The following is a 22960-nucleotide window of genomic DNA, read 5'->3' as shown; positions in this document are numbered from 1 at the left end:
CTAACCATCGTCCTATTGTCATGTCCATTCCCCTGTTGATTTAACATGTGTTCGATCGGCAGGGATTCTTTTTCCCCTTATCCAAAATCGAAATTTCCTATAAAATAAAAAAGAAGGGTGCTCTCACACCCTTCCCATTAATCCAAATCAATAAAATCAACATTGAAGTTTTCCGAATCCTTTTTGGATTTGTGATAGTCATGATAATCATCACTGTCATATTCATAATCACTGTCTCCATCCAAATCTTCGTACTCTTCATACTCGTCCTCGTATTTTGACTTTAGAATATCATCTGATTCATCCGCATATGCAGCCTGATCCTCAAGGTCATATTCATCAAAATCATCGTCATATTCGTCGGAGAATACATCGGTCGGCTCGTCTTCGCCGTAATCTTCCTCTTCTTCCGGATACGCTCCGTCCAATGATTTTTCTCCCGAATCATCGTCTTCATCGATATGGTACTCATCGTAAAGCTCGTCCAGCTCCAGATTGCGGTGCCGCAATTTGACAGCTAAAATAATGATAATGACAAGAAGTACAAAAAAGGCAATTGCAACGGAAATCATCACCTGGATCGGATAATTTCTCATCAAAGTCTCCAGCTTTCCTACCTTTGTCTCCTGTTTTACGGCAGCCTGACTTGCTGTGTCCGTAAATCTCTGATAAGTATCTTCATTATTGTCGTACTGGTACAATGCTTTTTGTCCGTTATTGTTCAATGCATATAGAAGAAAGATCCCGTCTTCTTTTGTGTTCTGCCATGCCGGGAAAGTCATATCGTCAATTTTCATTGTTGTCTCTTCATACTGTTCCGGCAATTTTACGCTGCCGTCATTCTGTAAAAATATCAGGTTTGTCCTCTCTGAAACAATCACCTGCGCCAGCGGATAAAACTTCTCATCCTTTCCTTCCGGATCGTAAAGGAAGAACTTACCTTTGTTTTCCTGATCAACAAGGTATACTGCATACTGCTCGCTTGTATCCTGCTTTACTGCAGGTACTGTGCTGTTTTCATATGTCATCTCTGCTTTGGAAAATCCCGTAGGAATATCAGAATCCGAAAAATTTCCGGAAATCGTATACTGCGCACCGTTTACTGTGACAGCAGATCCTGCAGCTGCTGTCTGGTTTTCACCGGATGCTGTTCCGTCTCCCGGTTTTGCCGTGACAGTGGACGTTCCCTCCTGGCATGTCAATGTCTCGTCAGAATAGAGATAAGCCGTGTAATCCGCAATCGTGATCTGGGACTGTCCTTCTTTGAGCACTTTAAACGTCATCATAAATGACAATTCCGTCTCCTCGCCGGTACCTTTCCCCGAATAAACAATCTCTCCTGCACGTTCGGTACGGACATTGTCTCCGGACACGAACTCCAGCGCAGAGCTGTCGTAATTCATCGTAATATCCGCATCACCGATGGCTGCTCCTCCTGTGGTACGGATGACACCTTTTACTTCTACATTTTCTCCGACCTTTGTCTCCGGATCAGAAAAAACAATGGACCCGTCCGCTGCATAGGTGTCTATCGCAGGCACCAGAGACAACATCAGACATAAAGTTAATAAAACAGCTGATAATCGTTTCAAAACTTTCATATGTATTTCTTCTTCCTTCCTTTGTTTTTTAATAAAAGTGAACCTTTCCCTATCATACACGTTTTTCTTATTATTGTCCATAATTACGTGAAAAATTCAAAAAAGTGTGCTTTAAGGAACTATCCTTTTTAAAATAGGAATCTTTTTCATCATCAATACTATTATTAACGATATCAAATAAACAATAATAGCTCCTCCTATTCTCCATGCTCTTCTTGCTATATCTACATTCAACCATTCAATTATCTGATTCATTACCATAATGTGTACTAAGTAAATTCCAAAACTTGCTCCTGAAACTTTTTCTAAGATTTTTTTAATTGTTTCATATTTTTCAAGCAATTTGTTCCACGGAAAATACTTAAATGCTACAAAGACACCACAAGCCAAAAAGACAGACGGAAAATTTAGATAGCCCCAAAAAGTTTTGTTTAATACCCCACTTCTTATTGACCAAATATATGTCGAACAATATCGAACCAAAATTCCAAATACCGCTAGTACATAAAATAAAATCCGATATTTTTGTTCAATATTTGTATCTGCCAGTAAAAATCCTATCAAGACAAATAGTATATATCCTCCTGTAATGGGAAAAGACAATGCAGAATTATAAGGTACTCTCAGAATAGCAAACATTGTTGGCAAAAAAGAATATGTAAGTAATCCTAACACAACTGTATATATCAAAATCTTTTTGTTCTTTTTCAGTAACGAGAGAACAGGAATACTTAAATATACAGCAAATAGCGGGATAAAAAACCAATAAACCGCCTCAAATTTTGTGTTTATGAACATATCAAAAAAAGTCTTGGGATTTAATGTACTCAAATCCAGGTCGCCCCTCCATGACTTGTAAAGGATGTTTATGATACTCCATATCACAAACGGCAGTACCGTCTTTTCTATTCTTTTTTTCAAATAAGTAACAGTACTGTATCTATCACGATAGTCCATTAATGTTGCCCCTGTAATCATAAAAAACACTGGAACTGCCCAATATGCAATTGTTTCAACAATCAAACTCTCTTTCCACACTACAGAATTCGCAAATGAATGTACGAGTCCATTACAATGCATCCAGATGACACAAAAACATGCTGTTACATTCAGACAATCAATATATAAAAAGTGTGCCCTTTTTCTCGTCTCGGTCATTAATATTCCCTCTCATCTTACATTTATTCACTAAGGATCACTTCCCCCTCATCATAGTCATCCTTCGTAATTCCGGTATAATTTTCAATCTCCAAAGCAATGTCCTGCACTGTCTGCGAAACCTCATAAGTCTCATCCGGATACAAAAATTTGTGGAGATCTTCTACATTATCCAAGACCCCTGTCGGGACGACTATACTTCCTGTGTCTTCCATTGTCTTGTCCACTGTCCGATATGGGAATCCTTGCATTTCTCCCAGTTGATATTTTGGTGCCTGTGATGCAAGACCAATCAATTCCGTTAATGAAAAACTCGTAGACACACTAGGCAAGATCGTATCAATCAATTCATTGAGTCTTGTGATACTCAGTCCCTTTATTTTTTCAAATATTTTTTCGAGAACAAGACGCTGTCTTTCCGCCCTTTTATAATCGCCGCCTGCAATCTTTCGAATTCGTGCATAAGTCACTGCCTGTACCCCGTCAAACGTCTGCTGTCCCGCTCTCTCTACAAAATTTGCCTCTTTTCCTGCAACATTGGCAGTCTCCTTCAGATATTCATTCATACAATCCACTTCCTCCTGGGTCGGGGATAGCTCAATTCCTCCTATAAGATCTACGGTATCAGCAAGTGCCTTAAAATCAACCGTGACATAATCCTCCACATCCAAATCAAAATTTCTGTTCAGCAGATTGATAGCCTCTGTAGGTCCTCCGCTAAAGTACGCATTATTCGCCTTTTTTAAAGATCCATCTGCCTGTCTGGTAAGAGTATCCCTGTACACAGATACGAGCCGTATTTCTTTTGTCTTATTATTTAAAGCCGCAACCATGATTGTATCCGCATGTGTTCCCGCCTCAAGCTGTCCGTCACGGGAATCTCCTCCAAACAGGGCGACAGTGGTATATCCTTCTTTTTTCATGCCATCATTTGTTTCGATATCCTCTTCATTTACGGCAATTTTCTGAAATTTGTCATACTTTGCCATAACAAACATGGTTCCTGCAAGCATCACCAGAAGGATAATCTCGACAATAAGAACCAGTGCTCTTTTTTTATGTCTCCTTTTTCTTTTCATCTTGGTAACAGCTCCTTCTCAAAATTTTAGTGACTTCTACCAAAACAGGGGCTAAACTTTGGATATGTGTCCTTAGTCAAGCCCCTGAATGTCCTCAATTAATATTCTTTGTAACCAATGTTCATATCAACAGCTCCTTGAATCCCCGGCACTGTACCTCTATCAGAATATTGCCAAATCGTCACATTTCCGGCCCCCGTATATCCGTGTCCCAAAGAAGGTGTGTAGTCACGGTATCTGGCAATCCATACATCTTCATCCTCAAAGCTCTTCATATCAATTTTATTATCCAGCCAATTTTTATTGGCATAGATCATAAATTTATATCCGTGGTTTTCCACAATTCCTTTAAAAATTTTAATAATTTCAGTAAGCTGTGCTTTTGATAAATCTCCCTGCACATTCTCATCTTCAATATCATATGCAATTGGATACTGAATCCGGTATCCACTATTCTGGATTGCATTCACCACTGCCATGGCCTCTTTTCTTGTTTCTGATGCCGTGTCTGCATAACTGTATCGATATACACCCACGGAAATCCCATTGTCGGATGCTCCCTTTATATTTTGGTTGAACTTTGCATCTACTGAAATAGAGTTTGGATTTGATCCTTTCACACATCTAAGCATAGCAAATGATATTCCTGAATTTTTCACCTTACTCCAGTTAATATTTCCATTATATTCCGAAACATCAATTCCATTTTGAATTCCTTCTTTATAGGCTTCTCCAATCGCAATAGAATGATCTCCCTTTTTTAACATTTGGATTTGAATAGCCTCGATTGAGGAATTATAAAATCTCGACCCCGCTTTTTCTCCATTTTTCGTCCATCCAAGCCAGCCTAAATTTGCGACATGGACACGATAATAAATATCATATTCAGATGCAGCGGATCCTGATAGCTGAATTTGGATTACTTCAATTCCTTTAGATTGACCTGTTGTTCCGGATAATTGCATATTGGATTTCCAATCCTGCCAGCCTTCGTCTTGAATATAGCTACGATATGTCACATAACTTCCTGGTAAGGAGGATAGTGCAATTTTAATTCCTTCCATACGCAGATTTTTTCCTTCTGTTCCTGCTACTTGTCCATCTGATACAACATTTTGACTACCACTGCCTTGAATATAAACCTGATATTTAACAAGTTTTTCTTTAAAAGCCACTCCTTCCTCCGGGAACACACTTGCACCCTTTTCTACAAGCTGAATCTGGATTGCTTCCATTCTATAACCATATCCTGCTGTGCCTGCTGTTTCACCATTCTTCGCCCAATCCAACCATCCGAACTCTTGGCAATGAGCTCGATAGTATATATCATACTTTTGTGCTGCTTCTCCGTTCAGTTTTATCTCTATTGCTTCTATTTGCTTTTTCTCGCCTGTCGTCCCAGCCAGTTCGTTATTCTTTTTCCACTCTTGCCAACCCTGGTCTTGAATATGTACTCTATAATCAACAGCGCTATCAGGCAAATTTTTTAATTTGATACGTATCGCTTCTACTCGAAGTTTCTTTCCCGTTGTACCAGCTACTGCGCCATCTAAAACATATGGTTGATTTCCTATATCCTGTACATGTGTCTGATAACTGATAAACGAAATCTTGCTTGATTCTTTATCATTTTCAGGTATAAACTGGTTTTTATCAACTAATTTTATCTCTATTGCCTCTACTCTGTAAGCATATCCGATTGTACCTGCCGTTTCCCCATTTCGAGCCCATCCTAACCAGCCAAACTCTCGACTGTGTACCCTATAGTATAGATCATATTTTTCCGCCAATTCGTCTGTCAGTTTAATTTCAATCGCCTCTATCTGTAGCTTTTCTCCAGTTGTACCAGATATTTCTCCATTTTCTTTCCAACTCTGCCACCCAATATTCTGAATATGAGTTCTATATAGAATATTACCTGAATACTTTAAGTTTTGTATTTGTATTTGAATAGCTTCGAGACGCTTTTTTTGACCAGTTGTACCAGCTATCTGTCCTTCTTGTTTCCACCCTTGCCAACCAATGTCTTGAACATGAGCATTGTAACCAATTTGATTCTTTTTTTCACTAGTTTTTAAACTTGCATTTTGAGAGTCTTCTTCCCCCTCCTGCTGAGTTTGTAATCGATTGCTTTCTCCATCATTGTCTTTCACTTTTTCTTCACTAAATACTTGATTTTCTCCCACAACTTCAGTTTCATTTATTGTTGCAGCAAAACTCACCACACAATTTGTTAAAACCAAGGCTATTGTTATAAGACTAATCATTACTCTTTTCATTTTCTTCTACCCCTTGATTATGCAAATAAACCATTTATCCTTCTGCATATTTCAATATCTAATTTATTTATTTCTTAATACAATATACAAATCTCCTACAGATGCTTTCCACGTTAGATAATATGTGTGATAAAAAAGCAATAGCCTGATTCCCAAAATAATAGATCGAGTTTCATAAAAATTCTCTCTTAATTCCCAAAATTTTTTTGTATTATCTAGAATCCTTTCCTTCTTTTCATCATGACGATCTATAACCAGTTGCAGTAATTTATCGCAAACTTTTATATAGTATCTGATGCTTTCCAGTTTTTGGTCTTTTTGATGTTGTTTTTTATCCGAAGCATTTTCGCCATGTCTTCTAAAACGAATTACGTTTCTATCATAACGATATAATCCGTCCAGAAACATTGCATTTCTCCACAAAAGTGCATCATGCGGATACTCTGGAAACATATATTTTAACGAAATGTCAAGGAGTTCTTTTCTAATACCCATAACACACCCTGGACTCAAGATATAAACACCTTTTTCATTCGCCTCCATTTTATAAATATTTTCATCATTTTGAATATTTTTCTTAAATACTCTATCTACTTTTTGATAGTTATCGCCCTCATAAAAGGCTTCATAATTTCCAGCAAGGAGCAAAATATTTTCATTATTCTCCAAAATGCCAGCCATCTTTTCTATCTTGTCCAAATACCAAATATCATCTTGATCACATGGAAATATTATTTCTCCTTTTGCTTTTTTTAGACCATCTATGAAATTCGTCTTCCAACCCTTATTGTTTTCATTTACAGTTATACTCCATGTTTTCAACTGATTTGCAGCAATATATTTCTTTATAATTTCGACTGTTTTATCAGTAGAGCAATCATCAAAAATCAAAACCTCATCTGGTTGTCTAGTTTGATTTTTCAATGATTCCATCTGTTCTTCTATATATTTCTCCCCATTATAACAGCAAAGAACGACTGAAATCACTTCCCTTTTCATAAGCCATACACTCCTTACACAAACTCTAACTTCATATATTGAATCATTCTTCTATACATTTCCTCAAGCTTTACTTGTGGATTCCAGCCAATTCCCCTTAATTTTTGTGAACTCAATCTCATCTTTACTTCCGGGGCATATCCATATTTCAAATTATCTTCCGGAATATCAAATACTAACTTAACTTGATCATTTCCGAACTTTCTAACAACAAGTTCCGCCATTTCAACAATCATTCGTGTATTTTCTTCATTACAAATATTGTACGCTTCACCATTATTCCCTTTAATATTCAATAGTATTAACGCTTTTATCAAATCACTTGTGTAACAGTAATTGCCCCATGATTTTCCATTCGTATGCAAAACAATATCTTTACCTTCAATAACACTTCTGGCAAACTGTGCGTATACTCGATTATCATTTTCCAATACTCCTGCTCCGAAAGTCTGAGCTAATCTAGCAATTTTGACTGGAACTTGAAATTGATGGCAATACGCTGCACACAAACATTCACTAATACGTTTTCCTTCTGAATAACTGCTTCTTACATTCAAAATATCAATATAACCTAAATTTTCCTCTTTTACATACTCCAATTCAGCATCTGGTTTTCCATACATCTCCATAGATGAAAGATAAATCATACTTTTGAGCGATTTCTTTCTTGCTAATTCTAAAATATTTTTAGTTCCAATATACATAGTATCCATGGTTTCCGCAGGATGAGTTACAAAAAACTTAGAATTAGTCGCACTTGCCGTATGAAATATATAATCAAGATTTGATTCTATATCAATCGGCTCTGTTATATCTTTATATAACAGAGTAAAGCAAGAATCATTTAAGCAGTCTCCATAAATCTTCTGCGCTTTTTGACTATCTCTTGCCACCCCAATAATCTTAATATGAGAAAGTGTCAGCTCATTATAATACAACAAAAATTTAATCAACAAAGACCCTATCATTCCTGTTGCACCTGTAACCATTATCGTACTATTTTCAAACGCTTTCATGTCACTGTCTGCTAAAACTTCGGCGAAATCACTTACTATAACTTTATTTAAGTTCATAATTTTCCTCTTTCCCACTCTATATTCCAAATAATTGAGAATTCTCCCTTGCTTCACATAATGCTTTGAATGTATAGAAATCCATTGGAGTTGTGATTTTTATATTCTCGACAGGTCCTTCAACCGCATATAATGTAGTCCCATAATTTTTCATTAATGATGCTGAATCTATAAAATCATGCTTTTCTTCCTCTAGAGCTCTTTTATGCATCTGTAAAATATCCTTCAGTTTAAAGCATTGAGGAGCCCTCGCCAACATACATTCTGATCTGTCAGTAATAGATACAATCTTATTATCTTCGTTTGCACTTACAATCGTCTCAATTGCCGGTGTTACCGTAATTGCATTTCCTTTTTCTTTTACTGTATTTATACAGTCAGATATAAGTTGAGCATTGATCAACGGTCGCACTCCATCATGAATCAACACAATTGCATCTTCATCACTCACCTCTTGTGCAGCCACAATGCCTGCATATATTGAATCTTGGCCTGTTTTTCCTCCTGGAACAATCTTCACAACCTTTGTAAGATTATATTTTTCAACTAATTCTTTTAAAAAATCAATCCATTCTTCTACACACGAAACTACTATTTTGCTTATGTTCTCATGATGTTGAAAATGTTCCAATGTATAAATGATAATTTCTTTACCATACAGTTTCAAAAACTGTTTTGGCAAAGCCTTACTATTCATTCTTCTCCCAATTCCTCCAGCAAAGATTACCGCCACATTTTCCATAATCACCTTACACCTCTTTTTAATTTTCTATCAATTAGGTATTTATAAACTTTTGCAATATAAAGAATCAATGTATATTTTCGATTTTGAAACATCTTTATGATAATACTCTGATTTCTATTTTTTATTTTCATTTTTTTTACTTTTTCTTTCGTTAATTCAAATTGAAATCCTTCATAATTTTGAAGCTTATTCAAATAATCCTTTTTTCTTTTCCATGTATATCTACAAGATTTATCAGTCAACATAAAAAGTATTGGTACCAAATACTCATTGGCTATTTCTAACTCTTTATCTCCGTTCTCTTCTCTATCGATTCCTAGTTTTTCCCACACTTTCATTTCCAATTCACATGCATTTTTATATTTATCAAGTGCACTATCATTAAACTTGGCAGATGCGCTATATGTCTCTCTTATGTAATGATAGTAATAAACCTTATCATTAAATACTATTTTATTTACATAAGGCATAATTTCTCTACAAAACAACGCATCTTCAAATCCATACCTAAATTCCTCATGAAACTTTATGCCACATTCTTGTAGCATTTTCTTTTTATATAAACCGTCCCAAACTCCATTTAACGCCCCTGTTTTTTGAATTTCAAAATACTTCTTTTTAATATGGTTTCTATCTATAATTATTTTTTCAAATTTTCTGGTTTCTTCTCCCCGTTTTTCACCTTTTTCATTGATATAAATTGTTTTTCTACCAAATTTAACTAAATCTGCATTTGTTTTTACAGCCAGTTCATAGTTATCTTTCAAAAAATCTTTGTCTAATAAATCATCATTATCGGCAAAAGCTATATACTCTCCCTCTGCAATTGATATACCAAAATTTCTTGAGGCACACATTCCATGATTTTCTTGATGAAATACCCTTATTCTCTGATCTTTTTTAGAATATTCATCACATATTTTTCCGCTATTATCTTTTGAACCATCATCAACCAAAATTATTTCTATTTCTTTTAAAGTTTGATTAACAATACACTCTAATGTTTCTGATAAATATTCTTGTGCATTATACACAGGAACTATTAAACTAACTTTTATTTTCTCTTGTTTCATTATCCATTCCTTCTCTTTAATAACTCATGTTTAATAATCTCTAAATACATTAATACATCCTTCTTTTTCCAAATGAGATATACTATATATGCAAATGCATAAATTACAGTAGTCATCCAAGACTGCAAAAACCATCCTGTGCAAATAAATATAAATGTTAATATCCATTCAACAATCATATCTTTTTTTATAGATATAGAAATTTCCTTTGCTAGAATGATTTCACCAATACATGATCTGATTCCCATCAGAATCGGCAGTGATACTATAGCTAACGTCAGATTATCAACAATATATACCGAAATCGCAGTTGTTACTATTGTCACTATTACAGCTATCCAATTTATCTGCATAATGACTTTTTCCTTCCGTAATGCTTTAAGATATGTATTTATCAACATGGTCATTTTACTTTCAAATACACACATCGGAAACAATAAAGCCATATAACGTAAACTCTCCGCATATTGCGGCAACCACCAGGAAAGAATTACTTTCGCAGGATAATACACTACAAGCAAACCCAATACTGGTATCATCAACATATTTCTCATTTTTATATACACTTCTGAATATTTTTCTTCGGAAATATTCTTTAACATTGGATATAAGACTATACTGACAGCACCTATAAAAGTCATCAATAGATTAGATGCTGTAATACTTAAAGATACTCTTCCAAAGATTTCTACAGACCAGTGATTTTGAATTGCCCACCTAACAACTCCTAATAAAAGATTGCTTGCAATATTTGCAAACATCAATTTTATTCCTACGGTAATATTATCCCAAGCTTCTTTAAAACCTTTTAAGGCATTCTTAATAGGCCGAAACACTATGTCTTTGCATTCTAAAGACAATAAAATGAGCGTTACAGTTCGAGCAATTAAATCTGCGCCAACTAAAACTTTAAATTCTCTCATTCCTATCATCAACAATACAATTACTAAAACTGCATAAATAATTTTTTCGAGCAAATAATTTTTCGCATAATCTACAATTCGATTTGTTGTTTGCAATAAATACTGTAAAAATGTACGCGGAATTTGCAAAATACAGCAAAGTGCAAAGGCACTAAATACAACTTGCTTATCTGTATTAGGGACAAACATATAGGCCCATCCCCCGATAATTATAGCTAATATTATTTCGCAAAAAGTTAACAACCAAAATTGCGTATTAAAATATGTCTTATCTAAACTTTCATATTTTTTACCGCCAAATTTCAAATAAACTCCATCAGCCCATCCAAGGTGAAAAAAACCGACATACGATGAATAGAACAAATATAATTGCCAATATGAATATTCTGTTACCCCTAAAATTTTGGGAACAAATAAAACTAGAATCATAGATACTAATGTATTTGTTCCATTTGCCAATACTGAATAAGACAAATTTTTAATTGTTTTGCTATTTTTCATTTCATACAAACTCCAAATCTATTTTAATGTTTCAACTTAATTTATATAGTTTATTGAAAAATACTTTTATACGGGAACACTTCCCATATAGGCAAAGCTCTAGTTAAATGGAAAAGCAAAATTAAAGACAGTATTATCAATATACCTATTTTTATTTTGTTTCGCTTTTCGACTTGTAACGCATTTGCTATTAAACAAATTTCCGGAAACAAAAAATAATATGCAAATCGTTTATATTCAGGTAACCAACACGCTAATGTAGAAATGATAATTCCTATATATAGAGCATTTATCATAATTCTATTTTTTATATTGGTCTGCAAATAATCATAATACAAAAATACAATTCCAAGCGCTATAATATGGCATAAAATAAAAGCAATATCCCACGAAAAAGTACGTGTAATATAGTTACTTGTTAGATACGATGGTTTGAATTTAGCAAACAAAAACGTCATTATTTCTTGAAATTTAAAATTAAAAGGAATACATACCATTGCAATCATTAAAAAAAATGATAATTTTAACTTTCGATTTAATATAAAATAAAATGGCCAAATAATAATTGCAGAAAAATGAAAAGAAGTGGCCAAAATTATCAATATAGTAAATAAAATCAATTTTCGTTTTTCAATATATTCATATGCCAAAAATACTAACATTACTGCAATAAATTGTCTTATCAAATTCATACCAAATCGAAAAAAATATGCATATGCAAAATATAAAAATAAAGTTAGAGCATAATTATCCGAAAATTTTTTAACACATAAAAGCAATAGACCATATCCAATAAAACAAACAATAAAATAGACTAATTGAAATTCACCGCCTATCGCAATAACAAAACGATTAATCAAATAGTATGCAATATCTGTATCTATATCAATTCCTAGTCTTATCTTTTGAAAATATTGAACATATGTAGCATAATCTCCTCCAGTATAATAAGCACTAGCATTAACCAAATACATCGGTAAAAAAGTTAATACTACAAAGACGGTTTCCAAACATTTTTCCTTTACTTGAATTCTTTCTTTTTTTTTGTAATTGTCCCATAAATATGCGCCTATTACTGTTAAAATCATTGTAACGCTATATACTAAAACTGACATTTTTCTCCCGCCTTGTTTCTATTCTATCGCCACTAATCCTAATACTTTTATGTTATAATTTTGACAATATTTATATTCTTCTTCCATTGAGTTTATCAAAGATTTATTAAAAACTTCACCTATAATTGCATAGGATACATTATTTACGTTTCTTAAAGCCTCTTTAGAAATTGATAAAGAACCTTCATATATAAAATCAATTTTTATATCTCTACAAATTTCTGACAAAACTTCCTGAAATTTGGTCAATTTTTTCTTATGGTCATTCCCACATATTAATATATTTCCTTCAGAAATACCATTTACTTTTAAAAACTCACAAAAATATTGTGCAAACTCCTCCTGATTGGCAAAATATTCATTATTTCCCTCAAGTCTTCCTATAAATTTTTTATATCTTCCTATTTTTCCATCAGCAATTACACCTAAAATATCTATATTGCTTTTTTTCAAATCCGAGTATTTCCGAACCTTCTTACTTGTGTAATATATAAAAAATAGCACCACAATTATCAAGCAAGCTGCTATCATTGCTCCCCAAATCGCACCTTTTATGGTCTGTTTCACAATGCTCGATTTTGTAATCACCGTATTAACAGCTGCATCTACTTTTCTAGATGACACTGCCCCTGCTGATGTTGCTGGAAGCTCATATACTAATGTTTTATCAACTACTTCACACTTGCTCTCTTTTACAATTTCGTTGACATGTTTTATTAAAATATCAGTATATTCTTTGGCAATCTCTTCAGCCAATTCTTCATCTGTAGACTTAAACCCTATCATCACATAGTTTTCAATATTTGTATCCTGCTCAACAATTGTCTGGTTCATAAAATCATAATAAGTATATGGATAATCTTTTTCTTTATCTAAAATATATCCATAATGGTTGAAACTTTCTTTTCTAGACGTATCTTCTTGTTTCTCTTTTTCAAAATATTTATTTAACAGCTCATTCATTACACTTTCACTTTTTGCACCTTTCAAAAAAGCCTCTGTAATCTCTTTTGTTTTTAAAACAGGTATCCCTTCAACAATATCATAAAGATCATCAACTTTAACAGTATATGTAATTCGTTTCCAAGTTGGTTCCTCTCCCTCTGCTTGATTTTTAATCACTTGATTCTCATCTTGATTTTTATATTGTTGAATATTAGAAACCAGCCTAACTCCCGCAAAAGCAATGGCACCAATCATAATTACCGCCAAAACACTTTTCCATTTTTTCAAATAAAATGCCACCAAATCATTTAAATCATAAAAATCATTCATAATATTTTCCTTTCTATTTCATCAAAAAATTTACAATTTTATTGACAGCCATTTCCGTTGCACATCCTGTTTCTTTATTTTCCAAAATTTTATGATGAGTTTCTATTTTCTTTCTATTTTTTTCTTGATCAAAATTTAAAATCAGTCTTTCCAGTTCTACATTACTTTTTGCTAATGGAAACGCCCATGTCGACGGATTAGTATAAAAATTTCTTTCGGCTTGATATTTTTCTAAATCTGGCACAAATAAAAATCCTGGTTTAAATGTCAATGAATAATCCCAGATCGTCGAAGAATAATCCGTGATAAATACATCTACAGCACCTAAAAGTTCTTGCATGTCCGGATAATCACTGACATCTATACATCCTTCCGACTCTATATCTTTTTCAACAAAGTGATGTTTACGAATTAGAAACACCCATTCTCCCCCAAATCTCTTTTGCAAAGCATTCAGACATCTGTCCTTATCTATTTCATTGTCAAATTTTGCATCTCCTTCATTGCCTCTGTACGTCGGTGCAAACATAACTGTTTTTTTAGAGCTGTCTAATTTTAAATATTGATAGACTTTTTCCTTTTTTTCTTTTCCTTTCCCGTTTACAAGGAAATCATTTCGAGGCATTCCACATTCCAAAAACTTATTCTGATCAACCGCTTTCGAATATGACATTACTTTTGAAAACATTCTACAACTAGAAATAAAAATATCCGTCTGTTTTCCACATATCTTGTTAATTTTCATTTCTACTCCACAGCCTTCAATCGTTTCCTCTCCAACTCTTTTATACGCTCCACCCCCATGCCAAGTATTAATAAAGCATTGATTCTTTCTTTTTGGGATATAGCTGCCTAACCCGTCATTACTAATAATTACTTTTGAGGTCAACAAATATAAAATTGACTGCAAAGAATAAGGTTTTACATATTTCGTCTGTTTATCAGTTTTCCTGTCCATGACATATTCCCAAACATATTCAAATTGTCCCGGAAAATTTTCTACCATATATTCGTAAATATACTTTGGATTGCAGCTTATAGAAGTTCCTCTATTTGCAGAAAAATATATCCTTTTTCTATTTACAGGAACAATATAAAATATTTTTAACACTGTACGCATTAAATATATCGCCCAATATTTAATATATTTCATTTTTTCTTTCCTCTTTATTTTATTTTTGAAAACAGAAGTGGCCCATATTTTTTCACTTTATATATACCTTTTGAAATAATTCTACATCCAATGTTTAAATTTTTTTCCATCATCCATTTAAAAACATTCAGAGTGATTGATTTCGTCTTTCTTCCACTACAAATTTCAAGATATAACTTATCTTTGCTCACTTTATATAACCATTGCTTTTTCTGAATTCTATTTAGCTTACAGCGTTTATCTTCATTCCTGGTAGCTGCAGATAAAATATAGCGTATATATATATTGTTCAAAACTTGTATGCTACTTTCTAAAATACCTTCTTTTTTACAATATCCATACATTTCCTCTATTCTTCGTTTACTTAATTGATAATACTCTGGAACAAATCTTGTAGTAATGCTTTCATTAAATCTCTTGTAATAAAAATATCCTGCATGTTCTATATAAGTTATAGAATGGATATGTTCACAAAATTTTAATGTAAAAAAATAATCTTCATATAATATAGACTTTTCGAACCTCAAACACATAGTATCTACAATAGATTTTTTATACAATTTATTGCATTGATAGCCTAAAAGTGTCTTTTCTTCCAGTTCAAGGATTTTTTTTGCAATTTTTTCTCCTCTCCAGGTTCCTTTCTCAGACTGTACAATTTTGATATGATTCACTTCTCCTTTTCTATTTAAATACAATTCAGTCATTCCCCAAACGACCATATCAATCTTTCCTTCTTCTGAGGCCAAAACTGCTTGTTCAAACAAATCTGTTGCTATCTTATCATCCGAATCCACGAAAGCAAGATAATATCCTGTTGCATGTTCAATTCCATAATTACGCGCAGCTCCTGCACCGACATTTTCTTTTAAATCTAAAAATTTTATTTTTTTATTATCTTTTGCAAAACGCAAACATATAGATTTACTATTATCTTTTGAACAATCATTGATTATAACTAATTCGAAATCTTGAAAGGTTTGTTCCAAAATGCTCGTGATACTTTTTTCTAAATACTCTTCTGCATTATACACCGGCATCACTACACTGATAAACGGTCTTTTTCCTTCCATTATCTTCCCGCCTTTAATTTCGTAAACAATTTCGTATTTTTCGTCTTCACATACGTGATCACTTTTGCCTCCCAGTAAGTGAGCAATGTATTATGCCACTTGATCGGTAACAGCAAAATCTTCATATACAAGGAACGCGGACGCGCCACTTTTCCCATCTTGTCAATTCTTGGGTTTTGGAGCATCTTTTTGATTTCCTGTTTCTTTTCTTTCTTGGACATCATACACTTCGGATTTGTAATGTTCTCCACACATCCCACAAATCTCTCCATATAACGTCTCGCAATCATTTCTGTACTTGCCGGATCTCCCACATGCCATTCTTTGTACAAGTTAATCATCCAGCCGTGCTCTTCTTCTCTCTTTTCATACATTCCCGGACGATAAGCCGCTGTCTCTGACTCGGAACGTGCACGCAAAAAATGGTAATACTGTTTTGAAGTTACTGTCACACGTTCTACATTCTTGACAATACTTACATTAAACGGAAAATCGTCCCAAAAAGTTTTTGGGAATCTCAAGTTATTTTCCATGATATATTTTGACTCAAACAATTTATTCCACGGAGTATACAACAAGTTTTTATCAAACAATTTATATGCATTTTTGCGAAATGCCTCTTTATTTGGATAAACTGCATCCTCCACCAAAAAATTGTCTGTCACATAGTTTTCTTTGTCATAATAGGTATCGATATAAAATCCGGCCACAACCAACTGTGCATTGTCTCTTTTTGCAAGATTATACATATCTTCCAGCATCGTCGGCTCTGCCCAGTCATCAGAATCCATGAAATACATGTATTCTCCTTTTGCAATTTCAATCGCCATATTTCTCGCACTCGGAGCACCGCCATTTTCCTTGTGAATCACATGGATTCTCTCATCACGTGCAGCATACTCGTCACAAATTTCACCGCTTCGGTCCGGCGTCCCATCGTCCACGATCAAAAACTCCCATTCTTTCAATGTCTGGGCTTGAATGCTTTCAATTGCTTTTCCAACATATTCCTCTACCTTATACACAGGCATGATGATACTGACTTTGATATTATTTTCCATCTTATTTCTCCTATTGCAATTCTTTTTCCACTAACTGGAATGCAGATTCAATGACTTTATCCATATCGTAATATTTGTACTCGGCAAGCCTTCCGCCCAGTAAAATTTTTTCTTCTTCATCTGCTTTTTTTCTGTATTTCTGATAGAGCTCCTGATTCTTTTCGTCATTTACAGGGTAATAGTACTCCATCCCTTCTTCCCATTCTGCCGGATACTCTCTTGTGATCACAGTCTTTGTCTGTGTCCCAAATTCAAAATGTTTATGTTCGATCACTCTTGTATATGGAGTCTCCCTGTCCGTATAATTGACAACAGCCACGCCCTGATAGTTTTCTTCATCCAACACTTCAGATTCAAAGCGAAGGCTCCTGTACTCCAATGGTCCATAACAAAAATCATATAATGCATCCAAAGCTCCTGTGTAGATCACTTTTTGGCCAAGTGCATTATATGTCTCTCTGTCCTGGTTATAATCCGTATTCAATTTCACATCACAGCCGTCAAACAATGCCTCGATCAGTACATTATAGCCGCCAATCGGAATTCCCTGATATAGGTCATTGAAATAATTATTATCATAGGTATATCTTACCGGAAGCCGTTTGATAATAAAGGACGGTAAATCTTTACAGTCTCTTCCCCACTGTTTCTCTGTATATCCTTTAATCAGTTTTCGGTAAATATCCTCGCCAACCAGGCTGATTGCCTGCTCTTCGAGATTTTTCGGTTCCCCTTTGATGGCAGATTTCTGTTCATCAATGATTGCTTTTGCCTCTTTCGGTGTTGCAACTCCCCACATTTTGCTGAACGTATTCATATTGAATGGCATATTGTAGATTTCCCCTTTGTAATTTGCAACCGGTGAGTTTGTGTAACGGTTAAACTCCACAAGTGAGTTCACAAAATCCCACACCTTGCGGTTGCTTGTATGGAAAATATGCGCACCATATTTATGGACATGGATTCCCTCCACATCCTCACAGTAAAGATTTCCACCAAGTTTGTTCCTTTTTTCGATAACCAGACATTTTTTCCCTTTTTTTGTTGCAAAATACGCAAATGTTCCTGCAAAAAGTCCTCCACCAACAAGGACATAGTCATATTGCTTTTTCATCATCTATACTCCTTCTTCCTTATTTTCTGCTGCATGAAAGATATATTTTTTCTCCTCATCTCCAGTCTGGAAAGCTTCTGTACTGTCCGACTTTAAAAGTACGATAAAGGTCTGGAAAATCAGCTGAATATCTTTGAGTATATTAAACTGCTCAATGTACATCATATCCATGATGAGCTTGTCCTTTGGAGTAGTGTTATATTTTCCTGCAATCTGTGCATATCCGGTAAGACCAGCCTTTACTCTCAATCTGTATCTGAATTCCGGAAGCTCTTCCTCATAAGCCTCCACGTTTTCCAGCATTTCCGGACGCGGTCCCACAAAGCTCATATCCCCTTTTAAGATATTCAAAAGCTGTGGCAGCTCATCCATTCTGATTTTTCTCAAAATCTTTCCAGGCTTAGTGATGCGATTGTCGTTGTCCGTCACAGAACGATTTTCCACATTTTCTTTCATTGTCCGGAATTTATACACTTCAAAAACTCTTCCGTTTAAAGTAGCACGTTTTTGCTTAAAGAAAATATGTCCTCCATCATACGCCTTGATAGCAATGGCACTTACGATCCAAATTGGGGATGTCACAATTCCAAGTACAATAGCCAAAGACATGTCCAGAAGTTTTTTTGCGATCCGTTGTTCCATGGTCCATGCTTTTACATTTGCATTGAGCACAGATACATCGTCCAAGAGATAATATTGCGCGTTCATCTCCACAATATCCTCAATTTCCGGATTAAAATAGATATTGATCTTTTTCTTATAACAATAGCGGATAATCTCACTGCGCTCCACTGCCGGCACATCGTGCAAAAAAACTGTATCTGCTTTTTTTATAATTTTGTGTAAATCTTTGTCTTTGTAATCTGCAATATAATCTATTCTGTACTGCTTTTTAAACTTCAAAATAGCACGGACAATACAATCCAAACTTTCCTGAGATGACGTAATAACACAACAGCTTTCTGGATCATGCAGCATAAAAAAGAGACCGTTTCCTGCATAAGTGAAGACTACGATAACCAATACCTGAACAATATATGTGATAACCAAAGCTCCGATACTGCTCAGACGAAAAGCATTCCACTTTGGCACAATTGTATTCATGATCATAAGCTGTAAATAAGTTATGATATCTGTAAATAGTACAGCCAAAGCCAAAGAATAAATAATCGGCTTACTTTTTCTTCTTCCGACATCATACGTACCATATACCCGGATAAATAAGATTCCAACAATCACAAAAGTACTCAAAGTAATACCCATAGTTCTGGACAATCTTAAAATAGGCGGATTTTCTATGGAAAGGATCCCCATAAAAATTCCCAACAATGATACATATAAAATAACTTTAATTACAAGCCATAGTGTAGCCTCAAATTTTTTAATCCAATACATCATACTCCCACCAATTTATCATTTATCGTAATATCATTCCTCATTATAAATGATAGCCACCTGTTCCGCAAGGCTTGTTTCCTTAAAACTTTCTTATTTTGTAACATTTCTGTAATATTTGCCTCTTTAAAAAACAAAAGACATAGTTTTCACAAATGAAAAATATGTCTTTATTGTTTCTATATCTCATTTTTCAAAATTTTACTATTCCAGAAAAATTTTACGCGTAACAAAATTGAAAACCATTACAATTCCAGTTGCTCCGACTTTTACAATCATATAATTCCATTTTAGAATGTCAACTCCTAATTTCATAATCACTTCTGTAAGAATCAATCCTATCAAGCTGAAAATGACGAACATAATAAAGTTTCTACTTTTACTGTATTTGGGATTAATATCAAATACATACTTTACACTCATAATATAATTGACAATTACAGATACTGTAAAAGAAATTCCTGCTGATAGAAGATAGTAGCATCCAAACCCTTCAGTCAGAATAAAAAGCACTCCAAAATCGATAACAAAACATAATATGCCAACTCCACCAAATTTAACCATCTGCATGATCAATTTCTTTATGTTATTCATGATTTTTCTCCAACAATTGCAATCTGAATTCAAATTCTCGTTTTTCTTTTTTTATAATAGTATCTAATACCATCCCATTAAAAAATGACATAAGGGCAGCCATGACTACAAAGCCACACACAATCAGTGTCGGAAAATTTTCTACCATTCCAGTCTGTGTATATGGTATCAAAACAGTCGGTATAAAAACTAAAATATCAATTAAAATTAGGAGTATAGCCAATACGCTAAAAAAATGAAACGGTTTATAGTTTTTCCAAAGACTTACGATTGTTTTTAAAACAGCAATCCCATCCGAGATTGTATTCAATTTGGATTCACTGCCCTCTGGTCTGTCACGGTATTCAATGATCACATTGTCAACTGCCATATTTTTGTCCACTGCATGAATTGTCATCTCAGTTTCAATTTCAAATCCTTTTGAAAGAACCGGAAAACTCTTTGCAAACTGATAGCTGAACGCCCGATATCCTGTCATAATGTCTTTGATTTTACTTTTGAACAGTGTGTTAATACTAGCTCGAACCAACCTGTTCCCGAAGTTATGAAATCTCCGTTTATTCTCTGTAAAATACGTAGAAGATAAACGATCACCAACCACCATATCAATTTGTTTTTCCAAAACCATCTCTGACATCTCTCGTGCATATTCTGCTGGATAGGTATCGTCACCATCCACCATAATATAACACTGTGCATCAATTTCTCGAAACATCCGACGTATTACGTTTCCTTTTCCCTGCTGATATTCATATCTCACAACAGCTCCCGCAGCTTTCGCAACTTCATCTGTATGATCTGTAGAGCAATTATCATATACATAAATAACTGCCTCAGGCAAAACTTTTTTGAAATCTTCTACCACTTTGTGAATCGTCTGGCTTTCATTATAACATGGAATAAGCACTGCTATTTTATCCATTTTTTATCATCCTCTTTTCTTTCACATAATATGTTTCCGGTGCCGTCATAATAAAACAGCATAAAATCGGAATTGTAATTGCTATCGGATAGACGTATCGATACAATACCACCGGGCCTAGTAAAACAGTCAACCACAATCCAAAAACAAACGATACAGGAAATAAATATTTATATTTTCTTTTATAAATACAACTTGCAATATATAAAAACATCATCCAACACACAAAGCCCGAACTAAATAACAATGCCAAAACCGGAACTTTTTGATAACTATTTTCATATGTCAATTGTTCATAAAAATCTGCAAGCCACTGAAAGCCTTCTGGTGTTGAACGTTCTACAATCGTCCAGTTTTGTCCCTCTATTTGCTGAGTTGAATCATATTCCCAATATGGGTGATAAGCCTTTGGATCCCGATAATTCATGTCTGGATACCACCATCCAATCGTTAACCTAGCAAACGCATCTATATAACTCATCGGGGCTTTTATACCTACGGAAACCCATAACTTCAAAAAGTCCAATGGATTTTCTTTGAATTTTTTCTCATTAAAGGTAATTTTCATAGAATCTGAAATTCCTTCAAAAGTTTTATATGCACCATAATCAGGAACATACTCTGTTATTTTCTGTTTTTCTCCTACTGTTAATTCCTCTGAATTTTTTAACATAGCTCTCGACAATTGTACGCATGGTACACTCATCATTTCATGAAGAGAATTAAACTCTACCCCATTGCACAATTTTGTGACAGGTCCCGAATAAATTCCGAACAGTATCATAGTAACAGTGAACATAAGCAGCAATCTTTTCCAATGTTTCCGAAGTAACACAAACCCAAATACACTTCCGAAAATAAAGACATATTTTCCCTGACTTCGAAATGCCATTCCTCCCAAAACAATTGCAATAAACGCCATACAAAACCATTTTTTATAAAGAATTGTTTCATTTTCTACTATCACACAAGCTAAAATTACTAATAAGGCAAAAAAAGCAGAATACAAGATATCTTTTGTTGCCGAAAAAGACATAATTGCATTCAAAGGCAAAAACATAAATATGAGCAACCAACAAACTTTCATGAGAGTAGAAAGCTTTCTTTTAGTCATGTATGCCATAATTCCCGCAAAAGTTGCAGATAAACACAACATTTGGAATAAAGAATAAATCAGCAAACCAACTTTCAAATCACCAAACATCCCACCCAATGTTTCTACACAAAAACCTAATAAATATGTGTGAATCAATGGATGATGAAGATAAATATTCCCACTTGTATAGTATCCCATTTGATATACACTATCATATGCATAAATGCCAGGATAACTGGCTATTAAGCCTGGAATCCAAGATACAAAAATCAAAATCCAGGATACAAAAAAAGTTTTTTTAACTCCCCATTCCCTTCTCACAAACTTTTCAAAAAAAGGAATATTGGTAACTTTATTTATTTCAGGAAGTTTTTCCAAAACAAATGCAACTAGTGCAGAAAACAAAGGAATTCCAAAAGCAATTTTAAGCCATGTCTCTAGTTGATTTAGTTTTGTGAAATCAGACATAATAAGATTAGTCCCACATACCATACATGCAGAAAATATCCCTCCCCAAATAATCGATATCACCATAAGCCTACCATTCATCCACTTGGAGACCGTTTTCAGCAACACATATACAGCGCAAAATATCAGTAAAGAAAATATACTGTTACTGATTGGATACTTTTCATAGGTCACTTTCAGCATTCCTTGAACTGCGTATGTTGACAAAAATGACATTACAAACATAATCCCCGTCTTTATATTTTGCTTTTTTAAATTCATAT

Annotated in this window: 19 protein-coding genes; all 19 read right to left on the bottom strand. The window is 34.2% G+C overall.

Going from position 1 to position 22960, the window contains the following annotated elements; all coding sequences use genetic code 11:
- Positions 1-137: 137 nt before the first annotated feature.
- Positions 138-1601: a cohesin domain-containing protein gene (locus tag B5F18_RS07020; protein WP_087156966.1), complete on the bottom strand. Its 1464-nt coding sequence runs from the start codon at positions 1599-1601 to the stop codon at positions 138-140.
- Between the two features lie 111 nt (positions 1602-1712).
- Positions 1713-2759, bottom strand: a complete 1047-nt coding sequence (locus B5F18_RS07015) for an acyltransferase (protein ID WP_087156965.1) — start codon at positions 2757-2759, stop codon at positions 1713-1715.
- Between the two features lie 23 nt (positions 2760-2782).
- On the bottom strand, positions 2783-3838 hold the full coding sequence (locus B5F18_RS07010; protein ID WP_087156964.1) for an LCP family protein: 1056 nt from the start codon (positions 3836-3838) through the stop codon (positions 2783-2785).
- A gap of 98 nt (positions 3839-3936) precedes the next feature.
- On the bottom strand, positions 3937-6117 hold the full coding sequence (locus B5F18_RS07005) for a GH25 family lysozyme (protein ID WP_087156963.1): 2181 nt from the start codon (positions 6115-6117) through the stop codon (positions 3937-3939).
- 63 nt (positions 6118-6180) lie between these two features.
- The gene (locus B5F18_RS07000; protein ID WP_087156962.1) at positions 6181-7116 is read right to left on the bottom strand and encodes a glycosyltransferase; all 936 of its coding nucleotides are present in this window, start codon (positions 7114-7116) and stop codon (positions 6181-6183) included.
- A 14-nt stretch (positions 7117-7130) separates the two neighbouring features.
- Positions 7131-8189 (bottom strand): NAD-dependent epimerase/dehydratase family protein, encoded by a 1059-nt coding sequence (locus B5F18_RS06995; RefSeq protein WP_087156961.1) that lies wholly within the window; start codon positions 8187-8189, stop codon positions 7131-7133.
- Positions 8190-8208: 19 nt separating this feature from the next.
- Complete coding sequence (gene ispD, locus B5F18_RS06990; RefSeq protein ID WP_087156960.1) at positions 8209-8931, bottom strand: 2-C-methyl-D-erythritol 4-phosphate cytidylyltransferase; 723 nt, start codon at positions 8929-8931, stop codon at positions 8209-8211.
- Positions 8932-8933: 2 nt separating this feature from the next.
- The gene (locus tag B5F18_RS06985; protein ID WP_087156959.1) at positions 8934-10007 is read right to left on the bottom strand and encodes a glycosyltransferase; all 1074 of its coding nucleotides are present in this window, start codon (positions 10005-10007) and stop codon (positions 8934-8936) included.
- Entirely contained in the window at positions 10007-11431 is a 1425-nt protein-coding gene (locus B5F18_RS06980; RefSeq protein ID WP_087156958.1) for a lipopolysaccharide biosynthesis protein, read from the bottom strand. The genes B5F18_RS06985 and B5F18_RS06980 overlap by 1 nt, the downstream gene beginning before the upstream one ends.
- 50 nt (positions 11432-11481) lie before the next feature.
- Positions 11482-12546 (bottom strand): EpsG family protein, encoded by a 1065-nt coding sequence (locus tag B5F18_RS06975; RefSeq protein ID WP_087156957.1) that lies wholly within the window; start codon positions 12544-12546, stop codon positions 11482-11484.
- Between the two features lie 18 nt (positions 12547-12564).
- Complete coding sequence (locus tag B5F18_RS06970) at positions 12565-13821, bottom strand: hypothetical protein (protein ID WP_087156956.1); 1257 nt, start codon at positions 13819-13821, stop codon at positions 12565-12567.
- Between the two features lie 13 nt (positions 13822-13834).
- Positions 13835-14974 (bottom strand): CDP-glycerol glycerophosphotransferase family protein, encoded by a 1140-nt coding sequence (locus tag B5F18_RS06965; RefSeq protein ID WP_087156955.1) that lies wholly within the window; start codon positions 14972-14974, stop codon positions 13835-13837.
- A 14-nt stretch (positions 14975-14988) separates the two neighbouring features.
- Positions 14989-16047 carry a glycosyltransferase family 2 protein gene (locus tag B5F18_RS06960; RefSeq protein WP_087156954.1) on the bottom strand — a complete coding sequence of 353 codons (1059 nt, stop codon included), beginning with the start codon at positions 16045-16047 and terminating at the stop codon, positions 14989-14991.
- On the bottom strand, positions 16047-17108 hold the full coding sequence (locus B5F18_RS06955) for a glycosyltransferase family 2 protein (RefSeq protein WP_087156953.1): 1062 nt from the start codon (positions 17106-17108) through the stop codon (positions 16047-16049). Before B5F18_RS06955 ends, B5F18_RS06960 begins: the two co-directional genes overlap by 1 nt.
- 10 nt (positions 17109-17118) lie before the next feature.
- Positions 17119-18225: a UDP-galactopyranose mutase gene (glf, locus tag B5F18_RS06950; RefSeq protein ID WP_330394132.1), complete on the bottom strand. Its 1107-nt coding sequence runs from the start codon at positions 18223-18225 to the stop codon at positions 17119-17121.
- Positions 18226-19617 carry a sugar transferase gene (locus B5F18_RS06945; RefSeq protein ID WP_242955819.1) on the bottom strand — a complete coding sequence of 464 codons (1392 nt, stop codon included), beginning with the start codon at positions 19615-19617 and terminating at the stop codon, positions 18226-18228.
- Between the two features lie 204 nt (positions 19618-19821).
- Entirely contained in the window at positions 19822-20211 is a 390-nt protein-coding gene (locus tag B5F18_RS06940) for a GtrA family protein (RefSeq protein ID WP_087156951.1), read from the bottom strand.
- Positions 20204-21133, bottom strand: a complete 930-nt coding sequence (locus tag B5F18_RS06935; protein ID WP_087156950.1) for a glycosyltransferase family 2 protein — start codon at positions 21131-21133, stop codon at positions 20204-20206. The genes B5F18_RS06940 and B5F18_RS06935 overlap by 8 nt, the downstream gene beginning before the upstream one ends.
- On the bottom strand, positions 21126-22958 hold the full coding sequence (locus B5F18_RS06930) for a DUF6020 family protein (RefSeq protein WP_087156949.1): 1833 nt from the start codon (positions 22956-22958) through the stop codon (positions 21126-21128). The genes B5F18_RS06935 and B5F18_RS06930 overlap by 8 nt, the downstream gene beginning before the upstream one ends.
- Positions 22959-22960: the final 2 nt, after the last annotated feature.

The organism is Lachnoclostridium sp. An181, from assembly GCF_002160325.1.
Lineage (GTDB): Bacteria > Bacillota > Clostridia > Lachnospirales > Lachnospiraceae > An181.
The sequence above is the reverse complement of the archived record's forward strand: the minus strand, read 5'-3'. Positions and strand labels throughout refer to the sequence as shown.